The sequence below is a fragment of the Pantoea allii genome, from assembly GCF_046529425.1.
Taxonomy (GTDB): domain Bacteria; phylum Pseudomonadota; class Gammaproteobacteria; order Enterobacterales; family Enterobacteriaceae; genus Pantoea; species Pantoea allii.
On the sequence record NZ_CP125958.1, the window covers coordinates 4,300,264 to 4,317,881 of the forward strand.

Consider the following 17,618-nt stretch of genomic DNA (forward strand, 5'->3'; position numbering starts at 1 on the left):
ATATTCCTTATGCCTGCACCAGTGGGCCTGGGTTTTTCAGGTACTGTTCGCGAATCGCTTTCGCTGACCAGTAGGTCAATGCCGCCACCATACCGGTGGGGTTATATCCCAGCCCCTGCGGAAACGCCGACGCGCCAGGCACAAAGACATTCGGCACATCCCAGCTTTGTAGATAGCGGTTGACCGCGCTGGTCTCAGGAGACTCGCCCATAATCGCCCCGCCGCTGATATGCGTGGTCTGATACACGGTGGTGTCGAAATGCGTGCCGGGTTTTTTGGCCCCGCCAATGATCATTTTGGGGTTCATGGCTTCGGCGATCTTATGCATTTTCCCCACCATAAACTGCGCCATCTTGATGTCGTTGTCCTGCCAGTCGAACGTCATACGAAGCAGCGGCTGGCCGTAGGCATCTTTGTAATTAGGGTCCAGGTCCAGATAGTTCGCGCGGTAAGACTGGTGCGCACCATGTGCATCCATCGAAAGATGGTGCGTGTAGGTATCAGCAACGGCGGCTTTCCACTGACTGCCCCAGTTTGGCGTGCCGGTTGGCGTGGGCAGACCCGATATCGGTTTAGTGCCCGCCTGGTTCACCCAGAACGGCGACCCGCCGACAAACCCGTGTGGACCGTGATCAAAATTATCGGCATTGAAATCATCCACGGCGACACCGGCCCCGCCCGCCCCAATAAAGGGATTGGTGGTGGTGTTTTTATCGAACAGCGCTTTCAGCGTCGAGAGGTTCTGATAGGCGAAGTTGCGCCCTACCGTGCCTTCGTTGGTGATCGGGTTGTAAGGTTTGCCGATGCCGGACAACAGCATCAAATGGACGTTATGGAACTGGAAAGCAGACAGGATGACCAGATCCGCCGGTTGCACCTGCTCGCGCCCCTGCGCGTCCACATAGGTAACGCCAGTCGCGCGCTGCTTATCTTCCGTAAGGTTGACGCGCAGCACGTAAGAATTGTTGCGCAGCTCAAACTTTGGCTCCTGACGCAGTGCAGGCAAAATATTCACATTGGGCGATGCCTTGGAATACATATAACAGGCGTAACCGCTGCAGTAGCCACAGAAATTGCATGGCCCCATCTGAGCGCCGTACGTGTTGGTATAGGGGCCAGAGGTGTTCGCCGACGGCAGATCGTAAGGGTGATAACCTACGGACTCGGCGGCCTGTGCAAACAGCTGAGCCGACCAGGTGCGCTTTTGCGCGGGCAGCGGAAAGTTGTCAGAGCGGTCGGGAGCAAACGGGTTACCGCCTTTGTCTTTGCCGACGACCTTGCCCTGAATACTCCAGGCACTACCGGAGGTGCCAAACACTTTTTCAGCTTTATCAAAAAACGGCTCCAGCTCCTGGTAGTCGACGCCAAAGTCCTGAATCGTCATGCCTTCAGGAATAAAGTTTTTGCCGTAGCGCGCCTCATAGTGGCTACGCAGCTTCAGCTCTACGGGATCAACCCGGAAATGGACACCTGACCAGTGCAGGCCTGCGCCACCGGTTCCGGTGCCGGGCAAAAAGGCCGCCAGCTGGCGATAAGGTACTGCGGTCTGCGAGGCATCGTGACGAATCGTAACGGTGCTTTTAGACAGATCCTGGAACAGCTTTTTGCGAACGTTGTAGGTCAGTTCATCAATAGACTGTGGGTAAGAACCATCGGGATAGGTGTCACGATGCGGGCCGCGCTCCAGCGCCAGCACGTTCAGGCCCGCCTCGGTCAGCTCTTTAGCCATAATGGCGCCCGCCCAGCCAAAACCCACAATCACGGCATCGACTTTGTTTAATGCATTCGCCATGCTCAGCTTCTCTCCCCACGAATTGACACCGACGGGAACGGATAACGTTCACCGCGCTCTACCCAGTCCATAAAGTCGGCGCGTGCGCCAGGGAAGTTGATCAGCTTCCAGCCCACCATGCCCTGATTACCGCCGTGGATGGGATCGCTAAAGAAACCTTCGCGGGTGTTCTGAAGTAAATAAGAAAAAAACACGTTGGCGGGCAGCTGACTGAAGTTGGCTTTACCGCTCTCCATGTTTTGTAACAACGCGTCCTGCTGCCCGGCATCGAGTTGGGCAAACACCTTAGCGTGCTGCTGCTTGCTGTACTGGTCCGCATCCGCCAGGCCAAGACGGTAAATCTGTTGCGGCACCAGCGGCAGTTGATAACCCATTTCTTTGGGTAAGTCGGGATTAAACGGGCCCTGCATATACCAGTTCGCGCCGGTGGCATAAGGTGTATTCATCTGGCGATCGATAAACTCAGGCACGCCAGCTTCCAGCGCGCCGGGGCCTCGTTCATCGGCAGGAATCAGACGCGCAACCGCAGCCTTAATAAAGGCAAATTCTTCGGCGGTAAACCAGGTGGGCTGATAATCGCGAGCAGACGGGGTTTCGGCGGGTGCGGCCGCCTGAGCGGGTGCAGAAAATGCACCGAATGCGCTACTGCCTACCGCCACTGCGGGCGCCAGGGTGATGGTCTTCAGCAAAAAATCCCTGCGTGAATGACCCTTTTTCTGGTCTGACATGACATTGCCTCATCACCGCATCAACTGCGGTACGAAAAAGAGAAGTGAGTGCGTTGTAGTGGTTTTTATCTGCGGATTTCGGGTACAACCAACTGTTACCGGTAACAGTTGGCGCAAGTGTAACACCATTACCAATAAACATTTAGTTTAAGGAAACAAAAAAGCACAATTCCATTAACATATATTTTGTCGATGTCATGTTCAGAAACAACAGGCTACAGACAGATAGCCGTTTAAACGTTATAAAAGCGATTACACAACAGCGGAGTACCTATGTTTAAGTCTTTCTTCCCGCGACCGGGGCTGTTTTTCAGCACGGCCGCCATTTGGAGTTTGCTGGCCATTTTTGCCTGGTTTGGCTTCGCCAGCGAGTTACCAGGGCATTTTTGGCCTGCTTTTCAGGCGGCAATTAAGCAGCCATTGCCCACGACGGTGATGCGTTTTATTGCACCGAGTGAATTGTGGTTTTATGCCTATTACTGGCTGATGGTCGCGATCTTCGCGGTCGCCTGGCGGCTGGTTGATAACCATCCCTGGCAGCGCTGGTCGGTATGGGGTTCGGCACTGATTATTTTTGTTACCTGGTTTGGGGTGCAGGTCGGTGTTGCAATTAACGCCTGGTATCAGCCCTTTTACGACCTGATCCAAAAGGCATTAACAAAACCAGGCGCAGTACCGATTAGCCAGCTCTATTCTGAAGTTGTGGGCGTAGCAGGCATTGTTATGGTGGCTGTGGCAATTGGCGTAATTAATGCCTTCTTCATCAGCCACTGGGTATTTCGCTGGCGTACTGCCATGAACAATTACTATATGCATCACTGGCAGCGCTTACGTCATATTGAAGGCGCAGCCCAGCGTGTGCAGGAAGATACCATGCGCTTTGCGGGTACTCTCGAGGGCTGGGGCGTCAGTTTTATTCAGGCTATCATGACGCTCATCGCCTTTTTACCCATACTGGTTCAGCTGTCGCATCATGTAAAAAGCGTACCGATTCTTGGTTCCATACCTTATGCATTGGTCATTGCCGCCGTTGTCTGGTCTGTACTGGGAACAGGACTATTAGCATTAGTCGGATTAAAGTTACCAGGCCTGGAGTTTCGTAATCAGCGGGTAGAAGCCGCTTATCGTAAAGAACTGGTTTACGGTGAAGACCATGCCGATCGCGCCACGCCGCCGACGGTAAAAGTGCTTTTCGACAATGTCAGGTTGAATTACTTCCGACTCTACTTTCATTATCTGTATTTCAATATCGCCAGGATGTTCTATTTGCAGATAGACAATGTCTTTGGCCTGATTATGTTGTTTCCCTCAATCGCCGCCGGAACCATAACGCTGGGTCTGCTAAACCAAATCAGCAACGTTTTCGATCAGGTGCGCAGCTCGTTCCAGTACCTCATCACCTCGTGGTCAACATTGGTTGAGCTGATGTCTATCTATAAACGTCTGCGCAGCTTTGAGCAGATTCTGGATGACGTTCCGCACGGTGAGATGATGCGTGACGCCTCTGAAGACGTGTCATAACCTGAGATCTTCGCTTGCGGCGGATTAGCGCAGCAGGCGAATCATCATGCGTTCAGCATCCTGTGCACCATTCCGGCGGTTTGACGCTGACAAACCGTGCTTTTCCGTTGACAGCGATCGCCAGACTGGGAGCCGTCTTAGCGGCCTTCCGGGTGATGCTGATGCGTTTTCGCCTTTCTCCCCCCTGACCTGAGTCACGCTCTCCTCACCTAAATCGGTGATGTCCTCTCACATCCCCTGGCGCCTGACAGGGCTACGGCAGCCTTACCGTTTCACGCGTTGGCGACCGTTCGGGGTAAGCGTGTTTATCACCTTGCTGCTGCTGGCAGCAAAACGTTTCCCGCATGACGTCGCCGCCGTTACCGGTGCAGCAAGCGCGTTAGTGTGTTTGAAAATCAGGCAAGCGCCTGATGCAGGCTGAAATGATTATTGCGTGATTAAAAAGATGAACGTCTGGCAGGGAAACAAGGATGAGAAAGGATAAGACGGAGACGGATATGCACCCACAAACGCCGCCAGGACGCCCAAAGGCGTCCTGTCAGCACACAACTTCCAGCATTATTTCAGCAGTTCAGCCGTCATATGTACGCCGTTGTTGGTGTTGGCTTCGGTGATTTTATAGGAAGCACCAGCTTCTTGCGCCTGCGCAGCAATTTTCGCTTCGGTGCTGTCCAGAGTAGAACCGGTCGCGGTCACAGTTTGCGCGAAGCCTGCAACAGGAAGTACGGCAAGGGCGATAACAGCAGCAAAAGTTTTGATAGCTTTCATGATTAATTCCTCGGTCTTTTTCAGTTTAATTAAGGCGTTCTTCCTTGTGTGAAAACATAATAGGCCGAATCTTGATCAGAAAAAAGCAGAGGGTTTTGCTTAAGTTGTTCAATAAAACTGAAAGTAAAGAGCACGTTTAGCTTGGTTAAAACACAAAAGGTTAAAAAACCAGGATAAAATAAAAAGGCAGCATATATTGCTGCCATAGGTTTACTCAACCGTGATGCCTGACACGCGTATATATCGTGAGCGCCGCCACCAGCATCAGCGCGCTGCTGGCAAGAAACACACCGCCCGCGCCGCGCAAATCGAACATCCAGCCTCCTGCAGCCGCGCCCACCGTAATGGCCAGCTGTATGGTCGCCACCAGTAAACCGCCGCCGGATTCGGCATCGTCAGGCACCGCTCGTGAAATCCATGTCGACCAGCCCGTCGGCATCGAACCAAAGGCCAGGCCCCAGAGCGCAACGCCCACGGCGACCAGCCCACCCACATGACCAAACCCTACCAACAGTGAGGCTGTGATGCCCATCAGCAAGGCCATTCCGCTCAGCGTCAGTGACACACTGCGTGTCACCAGATAACCAGCCAGATAGGTGCCCAAAAAGTTGGCGATGCCGAATGCCAGCAGCACCAGAGAGAGCTGGCTAAGGTTCAAGCGTGCCACGCTTTCCAGGAACGGACGCAGATAGGTGAAAAAAGCAAAGTGCGCGGTAAACATGATGATCACCGCCAGCATTCCCCAGCGCATGACATTAATCCGTAGCAATGACAGCACGCCGCCGCTGCGCGTGTTGCCTTCCACCGGCATGGCGGGAAGCGTGAAAAACTGCCACAGCAGAGAAGTCGCCCCCAGGCCCGCCGTAAACAGAAAGATAGCGCGCCAGCCGACCAGCCCACCCAGATAACTGCCCAGTGGCGTCGCTATGATGGTCGCCAGTGAAATACCACTAAAGACGATGGAGAGGGCGCGCGGCACCTGATCGGCGGGCACCAGCCGCATGGTAATGGCGGTCGACAGCGTCCAAAAACCGCCGATTGCCACGCCAAGCAGGACGCGCGCCAGCAAAATGACGGTCAGATTGGCGGCAAAGGCCACCATCAATGCCGAGACGATGAGGAGTAGTGAGAATGCCAGCATCATCACCCGGCGATCGATACGTCCTGCCACGCTGCCTACGGTCAGGCTGGTAAAGAGTGCAATCAGGGCCGTGACGGTAACGGTTTGCCCTGCCAGCCCTTCTGAGACATTAAGGCTGTGCGCTATCGGCGTCAGCAGGCTGATCGGTAAAAACTCTGCGGTGATCAGGCTAAACACGCCAAACGCCATCGCAAAGACGGCCCCCCACGCAGGACGCGTGGATAAGGAAACTTCATCAGCCACGTCGGTGTTCAGACTCATGTTGCTTCTCCGGATAAAAAAAGTAGTGCTGAGCATAGAGGGGAAGAGCAAGACGATCTATGATGGTTACACCGTTATTTTTGATAATTCGTCTGGATTCTGCCATGAGCCGTTACGATGAGTTAACCAGTGAGTTGCTAATGGGCATGCGCCTGTACGGCGTTAACTACCAACGTATTGCCGTCAGCGCCCCGTTTGGCTTGCGCTTTAACGCCTCGCCGGGACGTGCCCAGTTTCATTTCGTGGGCCGCGGTACGCTGTTGGTGCGGGGCGCATCCGGCGCACTTTTCACGCTCAACAGTGGCGATGCCCTGCTCATCCCACACGGTAAACCGCACAGCCTGCTTTCCAGTGAGGAAGCGGACTGTCAATGTATTGACTCCCTGGCAAGCAAGCCGATCTGCGACAGCATCTGCGCCATTACCGCGCCCGCGGATGCCTGTGAAGATGACCACAGCGTCTTGTTATTCAGCGCCAGCATGGCGTTTGAACTGGGCGGTATGCAGCCTTTAATCAACACCATGCCGGACGTCATGCTGGTCAGTACGCTGCTGTCGCAATATCCGGAGATTCGCCCGATGCTGGAAGCGATGGAACGTGAGTCCCGCACCCGACATGCGGGCCATGCGGGCATCCTTTCGCGTCTGGCGGATGTGGTCGCTGCGCTGGTGGTGCGTGGCTGGGTGGAGAATGGCTGCGGGCAAAGTAGCGGGCTGGTGCAGGCGATGCGCGATCCGCGCCTGAGTCAGGCCATTGCGGCCATGCACCGTTCGCCAGGCGAGAACTGGACGGTAGAACGTCTGGCGCGCGAAGCCGGAAGTTCACGCTCGGTGTTTGCCGAACGCTTTCTTCATGCCACCGGTATGACGCCGCTGCGCTACCTGACCGAATTACGTATGCGACTGGCCGTCAAGCGCATCGTCAATCATGGCGAAGCGCTGGAAACGGTAGCCTTCGATTTGGGGTACGGTTCGCTGGCCGCTTTTAGCCGCGCGTTCAAACGGATTATCGGACGGTCGCCGGGTGCACTGCGTGCCGAGTATGTGAGCACGCAGGCAGCCGTTTCTTAGCGAAACACGCTTATCGCTTCCACCAGCCGGTTAGCCTGGTGAGTCATGCGACCCGAGGCTTCCGCGCTTTCCTGTACACGGGCCGCATTTTGATGGGTGATATCATCCAGATCTTCCACCGCCGTGCTCACTTCACTCAGCGCGGTGGATTGTTCGGCGGTCGCGGCACTGATTTGCGCAATCAGGGAAGTGACATTCTGGACCTGCTGCACAATGTCCTGCATGGTATGGCCTGCTGCGCCCGCATGCTCATTGCCTGAACTGACCCGGCTGGCACTGGTTTCAACCAGCGCTTTGATCTCGCTGGCGGCTTTTGCACTGCGCTGCGCCAGGCTGCGCACCTCACCGGCGACGACGGCGAATCCTTTACCCTGCTCGCCCGCTCTGGCAGCTTCGACTGCGGCGTTCAGTGCCAGAATATTGGTCTGAAAGGCAATGCTGTCGATCACGCTGGTAATACTGGCAATGCGCTGTGAGCTGTCAGCAATTTCCGCCATCATCCCCATCATTTCTTTCATTACGTCGCCGCCTTTAATGGCAGCTTCGCTGGTGTTAACCGAGAGCGAATTCACTTCCTGGGCGGTCTGCGTATTGCTTTTCACCGTGGCGGTCATTTCGTTCATGGTCGCGGCCGTTTGCTGCACGTTGGCTGCCGCCTGTTCGGTACGCCGGCTCAGTTCGTTATTACTGCGGGCAATGGCATCACTGGCACTCAGCACATTAATGGCCTGGCCGCTGACATCATCCACTAACCAGCGAAACATCAAACCCAGCTGTCCAATGGCACGGAGCGTCATGCCCACTTCGTCGATGCGATCCATCTGCTCAACCTGGTGACTGGCACCGGTTGCCACCCGCAGCGCCTGCTTACACATGCGCTCAATGGGACGGGAAATCTGCTGTTCAAGCCACAGGCTGACCAGCAACAGCAGGCAGGCCATCCCACCAGCAAATCCGCTCAGCGCCAGCGGCGAGACGCCCATTGCCCACACACCGGCCACGGACAGCGGCAATACAGCCAGTAAGGCGGTACGGATGCGCCAGCGCAGCGGCAGCGTTTTCAATATCGACCCCAGACGACGCCAGCCGCTGCGGACAATCAGCCCTTTATGAAACTGGCGGCCTTTCGCGCGTCCTTCGCGGAAATCGCGATAAAGCGCTTCACACTGCTTCACTTCCTGCGCTGAAGGCTTGGTGCGCACCGACATATATCCCTGAACGTTGCCATCACGCACGACCGGAATGGCATTCGCCCGTACCCAGTAATGGTCACCGTTTTTACGTCTGTTTTTCACCAGCGCCGTCCAGGGCTCGCCCTGTTTTAAGGTTGCCCACATGTCTGCAAACGCCTCTGGCGGCATATCCGGGTGGCGCACCATATTGTGCGGCTGCCCTTTTACCTCATCAGATGAAAATCCACTGGCCTCAATAAAAGCGTCATTGGCATAGGTGATATAACTGTTGAGGTCGGTGGTAGACATCAGCGTTGCATGATCGTCATAGACATATTCACGCTGAGAAACAGGTTGGTTGTTACGCATAGGCGTCCTTGTTAGTACCAGTCAGACTTGCACCAGAAGCATTAATGAGTGAATGTTAAAAGGTAAAGATTACCTTTTTTTATGTTTTCGGCACTTGCGTAATGACTCTTTAGTGCTACACGTAAATTTGTTGCATTAAAAAAGCCGCTTTATCGCGGCTTTCTCTGTTTTTAGGGGATCGGATACATCACGTCGGCTGAGCTTACTTTGCCGCTACTGGTTAGCACACAACAGGTTTACTGGGGTTTTGCGCTAAAAGGCACGCCGAATCCATTCACTTTCAGGCGTGCCAATGCGGTTTTCATCATTTACTGCTTATGAGTTCAGCTCAGATCGATATTGCGCATACCGAACCACCACGTCAGTAAAAAGCCGCTTATCCAGGCGACGATCAATCCTCCCAGATAAACCGCCATGCCGGCAAAAATACCCTGATGGGAGGTCATCAACGGCAGCGTGACCAACCCAGAGGGGCCAAATACCGTATTCATGCCCACCGGCAATCCCAGCCACGCCACTGTGCCAATGAAAAATCCGCCGATGGCCCCACCGCCGCAGGCCGTGATAAAGGGTTTAAGGCGCGGCAGCGTCACACCATATATGAGCGGTTCACCGACGCCGAGTAAGCCCGGTACGATGGCACCTTTTATCTGGGCACGCAGCAGTGCACCTTTTTCTGCTTTGCACCAGAGCGCCAGCGAGGCCCCGACCTGACCTGCACCAGCCATGGCCAGAATCGGGAACAGTGAATTAAAGCCCTGGGTTTCCATCAGGGCAAAATAGACCGGAATAAAGCCCTGATGGATGCCAAACATCACGGCAATTAAAAACAGTCCGGCCAGCAGTGCGCAACCAAACGGATTGTTATTGAGATGGATAAACAGCCACGACATGCCCTTAAACAACTCGCCGCCTAACGGCATGATCAGCAAGTATGTCAGCGCGCCGGTGATCAATAAGGTCAACAGCGACGTAAGAATCATATCCAGATTGTCCGGGATGACCTTGCGCAGTTGTCTTTCCAGCCAGCCGCCAAACATGGCCGCCAGCAGGACGCCGATAATATTGCCGCGCGGATCGATCGCCACGCCAAAAAAGCTGTCCATGCCGCTGTAGTAGCCGACTTTTGCATCGGGGACGTAGCCCAGAATAAACAGTGACGCGATGATGGCCCCGTTTACGCCCGTGCCGCCAAAGGCTTTTTGCGCGTTGTAGCCAATCAGAATGCTGAGAAAGGTGAACAGCCCTTTGCCAAACACTTTCATATAGGCCACGCCCTGAATTAACCAGGCAGGATGATCGCCAGGCGTGCTGAGGTGAAGACTTTGCTCAATCAGCGTGGCAAACCCCAGCAGCAAACCTGCGGCGATAAACCCTGGGATGAGCGGGGTAAAAATGGTGGCGAAGCGCGCCAGAAACTGCTGCAGCGCGCCGGTCTGTCTGGCTTTTATTTGCTGTTTTTGTTGCGCGGCGACCTGCTGCAAAACCGGTGACTCGCCCGGCGCCTGCGCCAGTATTGTCCGCATTCGTTCTGCCGCCGTCTGCGCTTTACCGGGACCGAGCACTATCTGTAACTGATTATCGCTGTCGATGACGCCCAGCACACCAGGCAGGCTTTTCAGCCGGGCAATATCGGCCTGGTTGTGTTTCAGCGTCAGTCGTAAACGGGTCATGCAGTTGCCGCATACGGCGATATTTTCCGCCCCGCCAACCGCCTGCACGATAGCGTGCAGAAGTGCATCGGTCATTTTTGCCATCAGCGTGCTCCCGCATCCTGTAAAGCCTGGCGGATAAAGCCTTTGTGCTGAGCAAGCAGCGCGATCGCCTCGTCGGCAGTTAATCCTGCCAGCACCATCAGAATGGCGGTTTTACAGTGCCCGCCACAGGCCGACAGCGCCGAGCGGGCGCTGGCTTCATCGCAGTCGGTGGCCTGCATAACAATGTTCACCTGACGCTGTACCAGCTTCTGATTGGTGGCCTCAACATCGACCATCAAATTGCCGTAAACCTTGCCGCTGCGAATCATCGCCCCTGTGGTGAGCATATTCAGCACCAGCTTCTGTGCGGTCCCGGCCTTCATGCGTGATGAACCCGTGACCACTTCTGGCCCCACCACTGGCGTCAGCGCAATATCGGCGACCTGCGCTATCTTGCTGTGGGGATTGCAGGTCAGCGCCACCGTGGGAGCAGCGCATTGCCGGGCATAGTCCAGTGCGCCTAACACGTAGGGCGTCCGTCCGCTGGCGGCGATGCCAACCAGCACATCGTCGCGGCTGAACTGGATATCTTTTAGATCCTGAGCGCCTTGTTCCACATTGTCTTCCGCGTTTTCCACCGCCTGTAGAATGGCCTGATGTCCCCCGGCAATCAGACCAATAACCTGCTCGCGCGGGGTTCCGAATGTTGGTGGGCATTCACTTGCATCAAGAATTCCCAGCCGCCCGGAGGTCCCGGCACCACAGTAAATCAGACGGCCACCCGCGCTGAATGCGGCGCAGATAACATCCACCGCGCGCGCAATCGCCGGCACAATGGCCTCCACGGCCAGGGCGACTTTTTTATCTTCATCGTTGATCACCCGCAGCATCGCCTCGGTGCTCATTTCATCAATATGCTGGCTGGCTGGATTACGCCCTTCAGTAATCATCTGACTGAGATCGATTTTCACGATCGTCCTCCACAGGAATAATTTATTCTGAATATTTTTAACACAACGAATGAATAATTCATCCTTTGCAGACGTTTTTTTCTTTCATCGTTAGCGGGAATGAAAACAGGGGCAAAAAAAAGGCCCAACCACCGTTGAGCCTTTGTGTGATAAACCGCGATTAACTGGCGGTTTGCGTCCGTAATTGTAATTCGTACGCCCTGGCCTGTTCTACATCGAACTGGTTTTCCCAACGGGCAATCACCAGCACGGCCAGCGCGTTCCCGACCACGTTCAGCGCGGTACGGGCCATATCCATAATGCGGTCCACGCCCGCAATAAACGCCAGCCCTTCCAGCGGGATACCGACGCTGCCCAGGGTGGCTAACAGCACCACAAAGGATACGCCGGGCACACCCGCGATGCCTTTAGAGGTCACCATCAGCGTCAGGACCAGAATAATTTCGTCCGTCAGCGACAGATCAATGCCGTACAGCTGGGCAATAAAAATAGCGGCGATACTCTGGTACAGCGTTGATCCATCGAGGTTAAATGAATAACCGGTCGGGACCACAAAGCTGGTTATCGCTTTGGGCGCGCCATAGGCTTCCATCTTCTCCATGATGCGCGGCAGCACGGTTTCTGAACTGGAGGTCGAGTAAGACAGGATGAGCTCATCTTTTAAAATGCGCATCAGCGTCGTAATGCGTAGCTTACAGAAACGCGCCACCGCCCCCAGCACCACAAAGGCGAAGAACAGGATCGCGACATACACCAGCAGCACCAGCTTAGCGAGCGGCCAGAGTGAGGCGAAACCAAAGTTAGCGATGGTGACGGCAATCAAGGCAAACACGCCCACTGGCGCGTAGCGCATGATCATATGCGTTACCTTGAACATGGTTTCTGACACGCCACGGAACAGGTTTACCAGCGGATCACGCTGTTCTGACGGCAGAGCGGAAAGGCCCAGGCCAAACAGTACCGAGAAAAAGATAATCGGCAGCATTTCACCTTTCGCCATCGAGGCAAAGATGTTCTGCGGGATCAGCGACAGGATGGTTGCCACCAGGCTGTGGGTGCCTTCCTGCACCTGGGCGGTCGTGGCTTCATATTTAGAGATGTCCACCGTTGCCAGCGTAGACATATCAATGCCGGTGCCGGGCTGAAACACGTTGGCCAGGGTAATACCGACAACAATGGCAACGGTGGTAATCACTTCAAAGTACAAAATCGTTTTGAAACCAATACGGCCCAGCTTTTTCGCATCCCCGACACCTGCAATGCCGACAATCAGGGATGAAATCACGATGGGCACGACAATCATCTTTATCAGATGAATAAAGATATCGCCCGCCGGGCTGAGAATATTATTGACTAACCATTCACGATCTTCTGGCTGATTATGCAACACGGCACCGACGATGATGCCAAGTACAAGTGCGATCAGAATCTGCCAGGCAAGGCTGATTTTAAAACCTTTCATAACGCGTAATTTCCTCAGTCAAAACCCGTTTCTCTCTACTGCGAAGGTGCAGAAGACAATACACACAGGGAAGTGAGCAAAAAGCCCGGTAAATTAGAGGGTGTTTGTAGACGGCGTCCCGCATTTAAATGCGATGATTTCCATACCCATTTTCAGACGCGGTCTGAGTTGATACCTGATTATCAGGGGCGGATAAGTACCATTTTCACTGCAGTAAATGCAACCCTTGGTGGCTTCGATTAAAACTTCACCATCTGGTCAGCATAAAATGCTGGCGCAGACGTTAATCCCTAACTTGCTGTTATGAAAAGTAATACTTCGATAAGTTTTCGCATAGCTATTCAGACTATGCTCAATGTGTGTGCGGTTCGTTTGCTGATTTTTTAAACAGCAACATACACAAAATGTTGCAACTTAAATCCCCATTCTCCGCAGGGAGTTAGCGTTTATTTCCTCTGTTTACGACGTTTTTATGTCAGCAAGGTTAACGCGTGATCTATGGCGCAAAAAAGAAACAAAACCGGCTGTCGGGCTTCACTTAACCATTGATTGACATATGATTAACATCTTCAAGGAGATTCGCCATGAGCCAAAATCATAACTATCCTGTTCCAGAAAATATTGCAGCAAACGCGCTGATTACTGCCGAACAGTATCAGGCGATGTACCAACAATCCGTTACCGACCCAGAAACGTTCTGGGGAGAGCAAGGTAAAATCCTTGACTGGATAAAGCCTTACAGCAAAGTTAAAAACACCTCTTTTGCGCCAGGCAATATTTCTATTCGTTGGTACGAGGACGGCACGCTCAATCTGGCAGCGAACTGTCTGGATCGTCATCTGGCCACCCGAGGCGATCATCCTGCCATCATCTGGGAAGGCGATGATGCCAACGAAAGCAAAACCCTTACCTTTCGTCAGCTTCATGCTGATGTCTGTCGCTTTGCCAACGTGCTGGAACTGCTCGGCGTTAAAAAAGGCGACGTCGTCGCGATTTATATGCCCATGGTGCCGGAAGCGGCAGTCGCTATGCTGGCCTGCGCACGAATTGGGGCCGTACATTCGGTGATCTTTGGCGGCTTTTCACCCGAAGCCGTGGCCGGTCGTGTTATCGACTCCAGTGCCGCATTAATTGTGACGGCCGATGAAGGCGTGCGTGCTGGCCGTTCCATCCCACTGAAGAAAAACGTGGATGATGCGTTAAAAAATCCCAATGTAAACAGCGTGAAAAACGTCGTGGTCTTTCAGCGTACCGGCAAAGATGTCGGCTGGGTGGAAGGCCGCGACCAGCACTGGCATGAGCTGATGCAGAACGCCAGCACTAACCACTCTGCGGCTGAGATGCAGGCAGAAGATCCGCTGTTTATCCTGTATACCTCAGGTTCAACCGGCAAGCCTAAAGGCGTGCTGCACACCACCGGCGGCTATCTGGTTTACGCCGCCACCACCTTTAAATTTGTTTTTGACTACCATCAGGACGACATTTACTGGTGTACGGCTGATGTGGGCTGGGTAACTGGCCACAGTTATCTGTTATATGGCCCACTGGCCTGCGGGGCCACGACGCTGATGTTTGAAGGCGTGCCTAACTGGCCAACCCCGGCCCGTATGGCGCAGGTGGTGGATAAGCATAAAGTCACCCTGCTCTATACTGCCCCCACGGCTATTCGTGCGCTGATGGCAGAAGGCGATAGAGCGATTGAAGGAACGGATCGTAGCAGCCTGCGCATTATGGGATCGGTGGGAGAGCCGATTAACCCGGAAGCCTGGGAGTGGTACCACAAGAAGATTGGCAACGGCAAATGTCCGATAGTCGATACCTGGTGGCAGACCGAAACCGGGGGCTTTATGATCGCCCCGCTGCCCGGCGCGACTCTGCTCAAGGCCGGTTCCGCGACCACGCCTTTCTTCGGCGTACAGCCCGCGCTGGTGGATAACGAAGGCCATCCTCAGGAAGGTGCCTGCGAAGGTAACCTGGTGATCACAGACTCCTGGCCTGGTCAGGCCCGCACGCTGTTCGGTGACCACGATCGTTTCGAACAAACTTACTTCTCTACCTTCAAAAATGCCTACTTCAGCGGCGACGGTGCGCGACGGGATGAGGACGGTTATTACTGGATTACTGGCCGCGTGGACGATGTGCTGAATGTGTCAGGCCACCGCCTGGGCACAGCCGAAATCGAGTCAGCGCTGGTTTCCCATCCTAAAATCGCCGAAGCGGCTGTCGTCGGGTTCCCGCACAGCATCAAGGGCCAGGCCATTTACGCCTATATCACCCTGAATCACGGCGAGGAGCCGTCACCTGAGCTTTATACCGAGGTACGTAACTGGGTACGCAAGGAAATTGGCCCGATTGCCACACCCGATGTGCTGCACTGGACCGACTCTCTGCCGAAAACCCGCTCCGGCAAAATTATGCGCCGTATCCTGCGCAAAATCGCCGCAGGCGATACCAGTAATTTAGGCGATACCTCGACGCTTGCCGATCCTGGCGTCGTCGAGAAATTACTTGAAGAGAAACAGTCCATCACCATGCCGTAATCATCCGGCGGAAAGCATCAGGCTTTCCGCCACCACTTCCCTACGTAGTGTGTTTCTGTAGTCACAAAAATATAACTAATTCACGCCCTTGCGTGAGGTCCACGCCTGCATGCTTCTGGAGATAATGTGATGAATGATGCCCTGCCCGAACAGGAAAGGATCTACCAACAAATTGAAAGTAATCCTCGCTTTCAGGAATTGGTACACAAGCGCCAGTCCTTTGCCCTGCTGCTGTCGATAATCATGCTGGTGCTGTATATCGGCTTTATTCTGCTTATTGCTTTTGCCCCTGGCTGGCTGGGTACGCCCCTGTATGCCGGTACCAATGTGACGCGCGGCATCCCGCTCGGGGTGGGGTTGATCGTCATCTCTTTTTTACTCACAGGCGTTTACGTCTGGCGCGCAAATGGCGAGTTTGATCGCCTGACTAAAGCCATCCTCAGCGAGGTGAAACTATGATTCGTCTTATGCTGTGGATGCTGGCAGCGCTGCTGCCCTTTTCTGCTCTGGCTGCCGATGCCATCACGGGTGCGGTGCAGAAACAGCCCGTCAATTATCAGGCGATTGTCATGTTTGTGATTTTCGTCGGTGCCACGTTAAGTATTACGTACTGGGCGTCGAAGCGAACCCGCTCACGTAGCGATTACTATACCGCTGGCGGCAACATCACCGGCTTTCAGAATGGCCTGGCCATGGCGGGTGACTTCATGTCCGCAGCCTCCTTTCTGGGTATTTCGGCCCTGGTGTATACCTCGGGTTATGATGGCTTAATCTATTCGCTGGGCTTCCTGGTAGGCTGGCCGATGATTCTGTTCCTGATTGCCGAGCGCTTGCGTAATCTGGGTCGCTATACTTTTGCCGATGTCGCCTCTTATCGCCTGAAGCAAAAACCGATTCGTACCTTGTCGGCTTGCGGCTCACTGGTCGTCGTCGCGCTGTACCTGATTGCGCAGATGGTCGGTGCAGGTAAGCTGATCCAGCTCCTGTTTGGCCTGAATTATCACGTTGCCGTTATCCTGGTGGGCATTCTGATGGTGATGTACGTGCTGTTTGGCGGCATGCTGGCGACCACCTGGGTACAGATCATCAAAGCCGTTCTGCTGCTGTTTGGTGCCACGTTTATGGCCATTATGGTCATGAAAAGCGCCGGGTTTAGCTTCAATACCTTGTTTACCGAGGCGATGGCGGTACATCCGAAAGGCGCAGCCATTATGCAGCCTGGCGGGTTGGTGAAAGATCCGATTTCCGCCCTGTCGCTGGGGCTGGGACTGATGTTCGGCACAGCGGGATTGCCGCATATCCTGATGCGCTTCTTTACCGTTGCCGACGCCAAAGAGGCGCGTAAAAGCGTGTTTTGGGCCACCGGTTTTATGGGTTACTTCTACTTCCTGACCTTTATTATCGGTTTCGGTGCCATTCTGCTGGTAGGGGCTAATCCGGCCTTCAAAGATGCCTCCGGCGCACTGATCGGCGGTACCAATATGGCGGCGGTGCACCTGGCGGATGCAGTCGGTGGCAGCACCTTCCTGGGCTTTATTTCAGCAGTGGCATTCGCCACCATTCTGGCGGTGGTTGCCGGTCTGACGCTGGCGGGTGCCTCGGCGGTTTCTCATGATTTGTACGCCAGCGTCTACCGTAAAGGACAGGCCAGCGAGCGCGACGAGCTGCGGGTTTCAAAAATTACGGTGCTGGTGTTGGGGGTTGTGGCTATCGCCCTTGGCATTTTGTTCGAAAAGCAGAACATCGCCTTTATGGTCGGGCTGGCATTCTCGATTGCGGCCAGCTGTAACTTCCCGATCATCCTGCTGTCCATGTACTGGTCAAAACTGACCACGCGCGGCGCAATGGTCGGTGGCTGGTTAGGGCTGATCACCGCCGTAGTGCTGATGATTCTTGGCCCAACCGTCTGGGTGCAGGTGCTGGGACATGCGTCGCCCATTTATCCTTATGAGTATCCGGCCCTGTTCTCTATCACCATCGCCTTTGTGGGCACCTGGCTGTTTTCTGTTACTGACCATTCGCAACAGGGTGCAGAAGAGCGATCACGCTTCCGGGCGCAGTTTATTCGCTCCCAGACCGGTGCCGGTATTGAGAAAGGCAAAGCGCACTAACCGCGTTGACTGAGC

General features: G+C 54.4%; 13 protein-coding genes. 5 read left to right on the forward strand and 8 right to left on the reverse strand.

The genetic code is table 11. The features are described from left to right. Window positions 1-7 precede the first annotated feature (7 nt). Window positions 8-1,792 (reverse strand): GMC family oxidoreductase, encoded by a 1,785-nt coding sequence (locus QNH99_RS20175; protein WP_063878026.1) that lies wholly within the window; start codon window positions 1,790-1,792, stop codon window positions 8-10. Window positions 1,793-1,794: 2 nt separating this feature from the next. After that, window positions 1,795-2,520, reverse strand: a complete 726-nt coding sequence (locus QNH99_RS20180) for a gluconate 2-dehydrogenase subunit 3 family protein (RefSeq protein WP_096011396.1) — start codon at window positions 2,518-2,520, stop codon at window positions 1,795-1,797. 273 nt (window positions 2,521-2,793) lie between these two features. On the opposite strand from QNH99_RS20180, the gene sbmA reads away from it, so the two are divergent. Next, entirely contained in the window at window positions 2,794-4,041 is a 1,248-nt protein-coding gene (sbmA, locus tag QNH99_RS20185; RefSeq protein ID WP_410517125.1) for a peptide antibiotic transporter SbmA, read from the forward strand. A gap of 558 nt (window positions 4,042-4,599) precedes the next feature. On the opposite strand, the gene QNH99_RS20190 is transcribed toward sbmA, so the two are convergent. Together QNH99_RS20190 and QNH99_RS20195 are read right to left on the reverse strand one after the other, a co-directional pair. Continuing rightward, on the reverse strand, window positions 4,600-4,809 hold the full coding sequence (locus QNH99_RS20190; protein WP_096011394.1) for a DUF1471 domain-containing protein: 210 nt from the start codon (window positions 4,807-4,809) through the stop codon (window positions 4,600-4,602). Between the two features lie 214 nt (window positions 4,810-5,023). After that, complete coding sequence (locus QNH99_RS20195; protein ID WP_283349836.1) at window positions 5,024-6,211, reverse strand: MFS transporter; 1,188 nt, start codon at window positions 6,209-6,211, stop codon at window positions 5,024-5,026. A 104-nt stretch (window positions 6,212-6,315) separates the two neighbouring features. Between QNH99_RS20195 and QNH99_RS20200 the strand changes: the two genes are divergently transcribed. Next, window positions 6,316-7,281, forward strand: a complete 966-nt coding sequence (locus QNH99_RS20200; protein ID WP_063878021.1) for an AraC family transcriptional regulator — start codon at window positions 6,316-6,318, stop codon at window positions 7,279-7,281. Here the strand turns inward: QNH99_RS20200 and QNH99_RS20205 are convergent. From QNH99_RS20205 to gltP, 4 genes are all read right to left on the reverse strand, one after another. Continuing rightward, window positions 7,278-8,822, reverse strand: a complete 1,545-nt coding sequence (locus QNH99_RS20205; protein ID WP_241567345.1) for a methyl-accepting chemotaxis protein — start codon at window positions 8,820-8,822, stop codon at window positions 7,278-7,280. The two genes, QNH99_RS20200 and QNH99_RS20205, sit on opposite strands and share 4 nt — an antisense overlap. A 323-nt stretch (window positions 8,823-9,145) precedes the next feature. Next, the gene (gene murP, locus QNH99_RS20210; protein WP_410517126.1) at window positions 9,146-10,579 is read right to left on the reverse strand and encodes a PTS N-acetylmuramic acid transporter subunit IIBC; all 1,434 of its coding nucleotides are present in this window, start codon (window positions 10,577-10,579) and stop codon (window positions 9,146-9,148) included. Continuing rightward, window positions 10,579-11,490 (reverse strand): N-acetylmuramic acid 6-phosphate etherase, encoded by a 912-nt coding sequence (murQ, locus tag QNH99_RS20215; protein ID WP_410517127.1) that lies wholly within the window; start codon window positions 11,488-11,490, stop codon window positions 10,579-10,581. The genes murP and murQ overlap by 1 nt, the downstream gene beginning before the upstream one ends. A 160-nt stretch (window positions 11,491-11,650) precedes the next feature. Then, window positions 11,651-12,952 carry a glutamate/aspartate:proton symporter GltP gene (gltP, locus tag QNH99_RS20220; RefSeq protein WP_063878018.1) on the reverse strand — a complete coding sequence of 434 codons (1,302 nt, stop codon included), beginning with the start codon at window positions 12,950-12,952 and terminating at the stop codon, window positions 11,651-11,653. Window positions 12,953-13,536: 584 nt separating this feature from the next. Here gltP and acs point away from each other — a divergent pair. From acs to actP, 3 genes are all read left to right on the forward strand, one after another. Then, window positions 13,537-15,492, forward strand: a complete 1,956-nt coding sequence (gene acs / locus QNH99_RS20225; RefSeq protein ID WP_241567343.1) for an acetate--CoA ligase — start codon at window positions 13,537-13,539, stop codon at window positions 15,490-15,492. A 129-nt stretch (window positions 15,493-15,621) separates the two neighbouring features. Further along, a complete protein-coding gene (locus QNH99_RS20230; RefSeq protein WP_063878016.1) occupies window positions 15,622-15,951 on the forward strand; it encodes a DUF485 domain-containing protein in 330 nt (109 codons plus the stop codon). Continuing rightward, entirely contained in the window at window positions 15,948-17,603 is a 1,656-nt protein-coding gene (gene actP / locus QNH99_RS20235; protein WP_096010460.1) for a cation/acetate symporter ActP, read from the forward strand. Before QNH99_RS20230 ends, actP begins: the two co-directional genes overlap by 4 nt. The last annotated feature ends 15 nt before the right edge of the window (window positions 17,604-17,618 follow it).

Bases quoted from the DNA above. Each gene is read 5' to 3' on its own strand.
- sbmA (WP_410517125.1), top strand. From the start codon at position 2,794: ATGTTTAAGTCTTTCTTCCCGCGACCGGGGCTGTTTTTCAGCACGGCC.
- QNH99_RS20180 (WP_096011396.1), bottom strand. From the start codon at position 2,520: ATGTCAGACCAGAAAAAGGGTCATTCACGCAGGGATTTTTTGCTGAAG.
- acs (WP_241567343.1), top strand. From the start codon at position 13,537: ATGAGCCAAAATCATAACTATCCTGTTCCAGAAAATATTGCAGCAAAC.
- murP (WP_410517126.1), bottom strand. From the start codon at position 10,579: ATGGCAAAAATGACCGATGCACTTCTGCACGCTATCGTGCAGGCGGTT.
- QNH99_RS20195 (WP_283349836.1), bottom strand. From the start codon at position 6,211: ATGAGTCTGAACACCGACGTGGCTGATGAAGTTTCCTTATCCACGCGT.
- QNH99_RS20230 (WP_063878016.1), top strand. From the start codon at position 15,622: ATGAATGATGCCCTGCCCGAACAGGAAAGGATCTACCAACAAATTGAA.
- actP (WP_096010460.1), top strand. From the start codon at position 15,948: ATGATTCGTCTTATGCTGTGGATGCTGGCAGCGCTGCTGCCCTTTTCT.
- QNH99_RS20205 (WP_241567345.1), bottom strand. From the start codon at position 8,822: ATGCGTAACAACCAACCTGTTTCTCAGCGTGAATATGTCTATGACGAT.
- gltP (WP_063878018.1), bottom strand. From the start codon at position 12,952: ATGAAAGGTTTTAAAATCAGCCTTGCCTGGCAGATTCTGATCGCACTT.
- QNH99_RS20200 (WP_063878021.1), top strand. From the start codon at position 6,316: ATGAGCCGTTACGATGAGTTAACCAGTGAGTTGCTAATGGGCATGCGC.
- QNH99_RS20190 (WP_096011394.1), bottom strand. From the start codon at position 4,809: ATGAAAGCTATCAAAACTTTTGCTGCTGTTATCGCCCTTGCCGTACTT.
- QNH99_RS20175 (WP_063878026.1), bottom strand. From the start codon at position 1,792: ATGGCGAATGCATTAAACAAAGTCGATGCCGTGATTGTGGGTTTTGGC.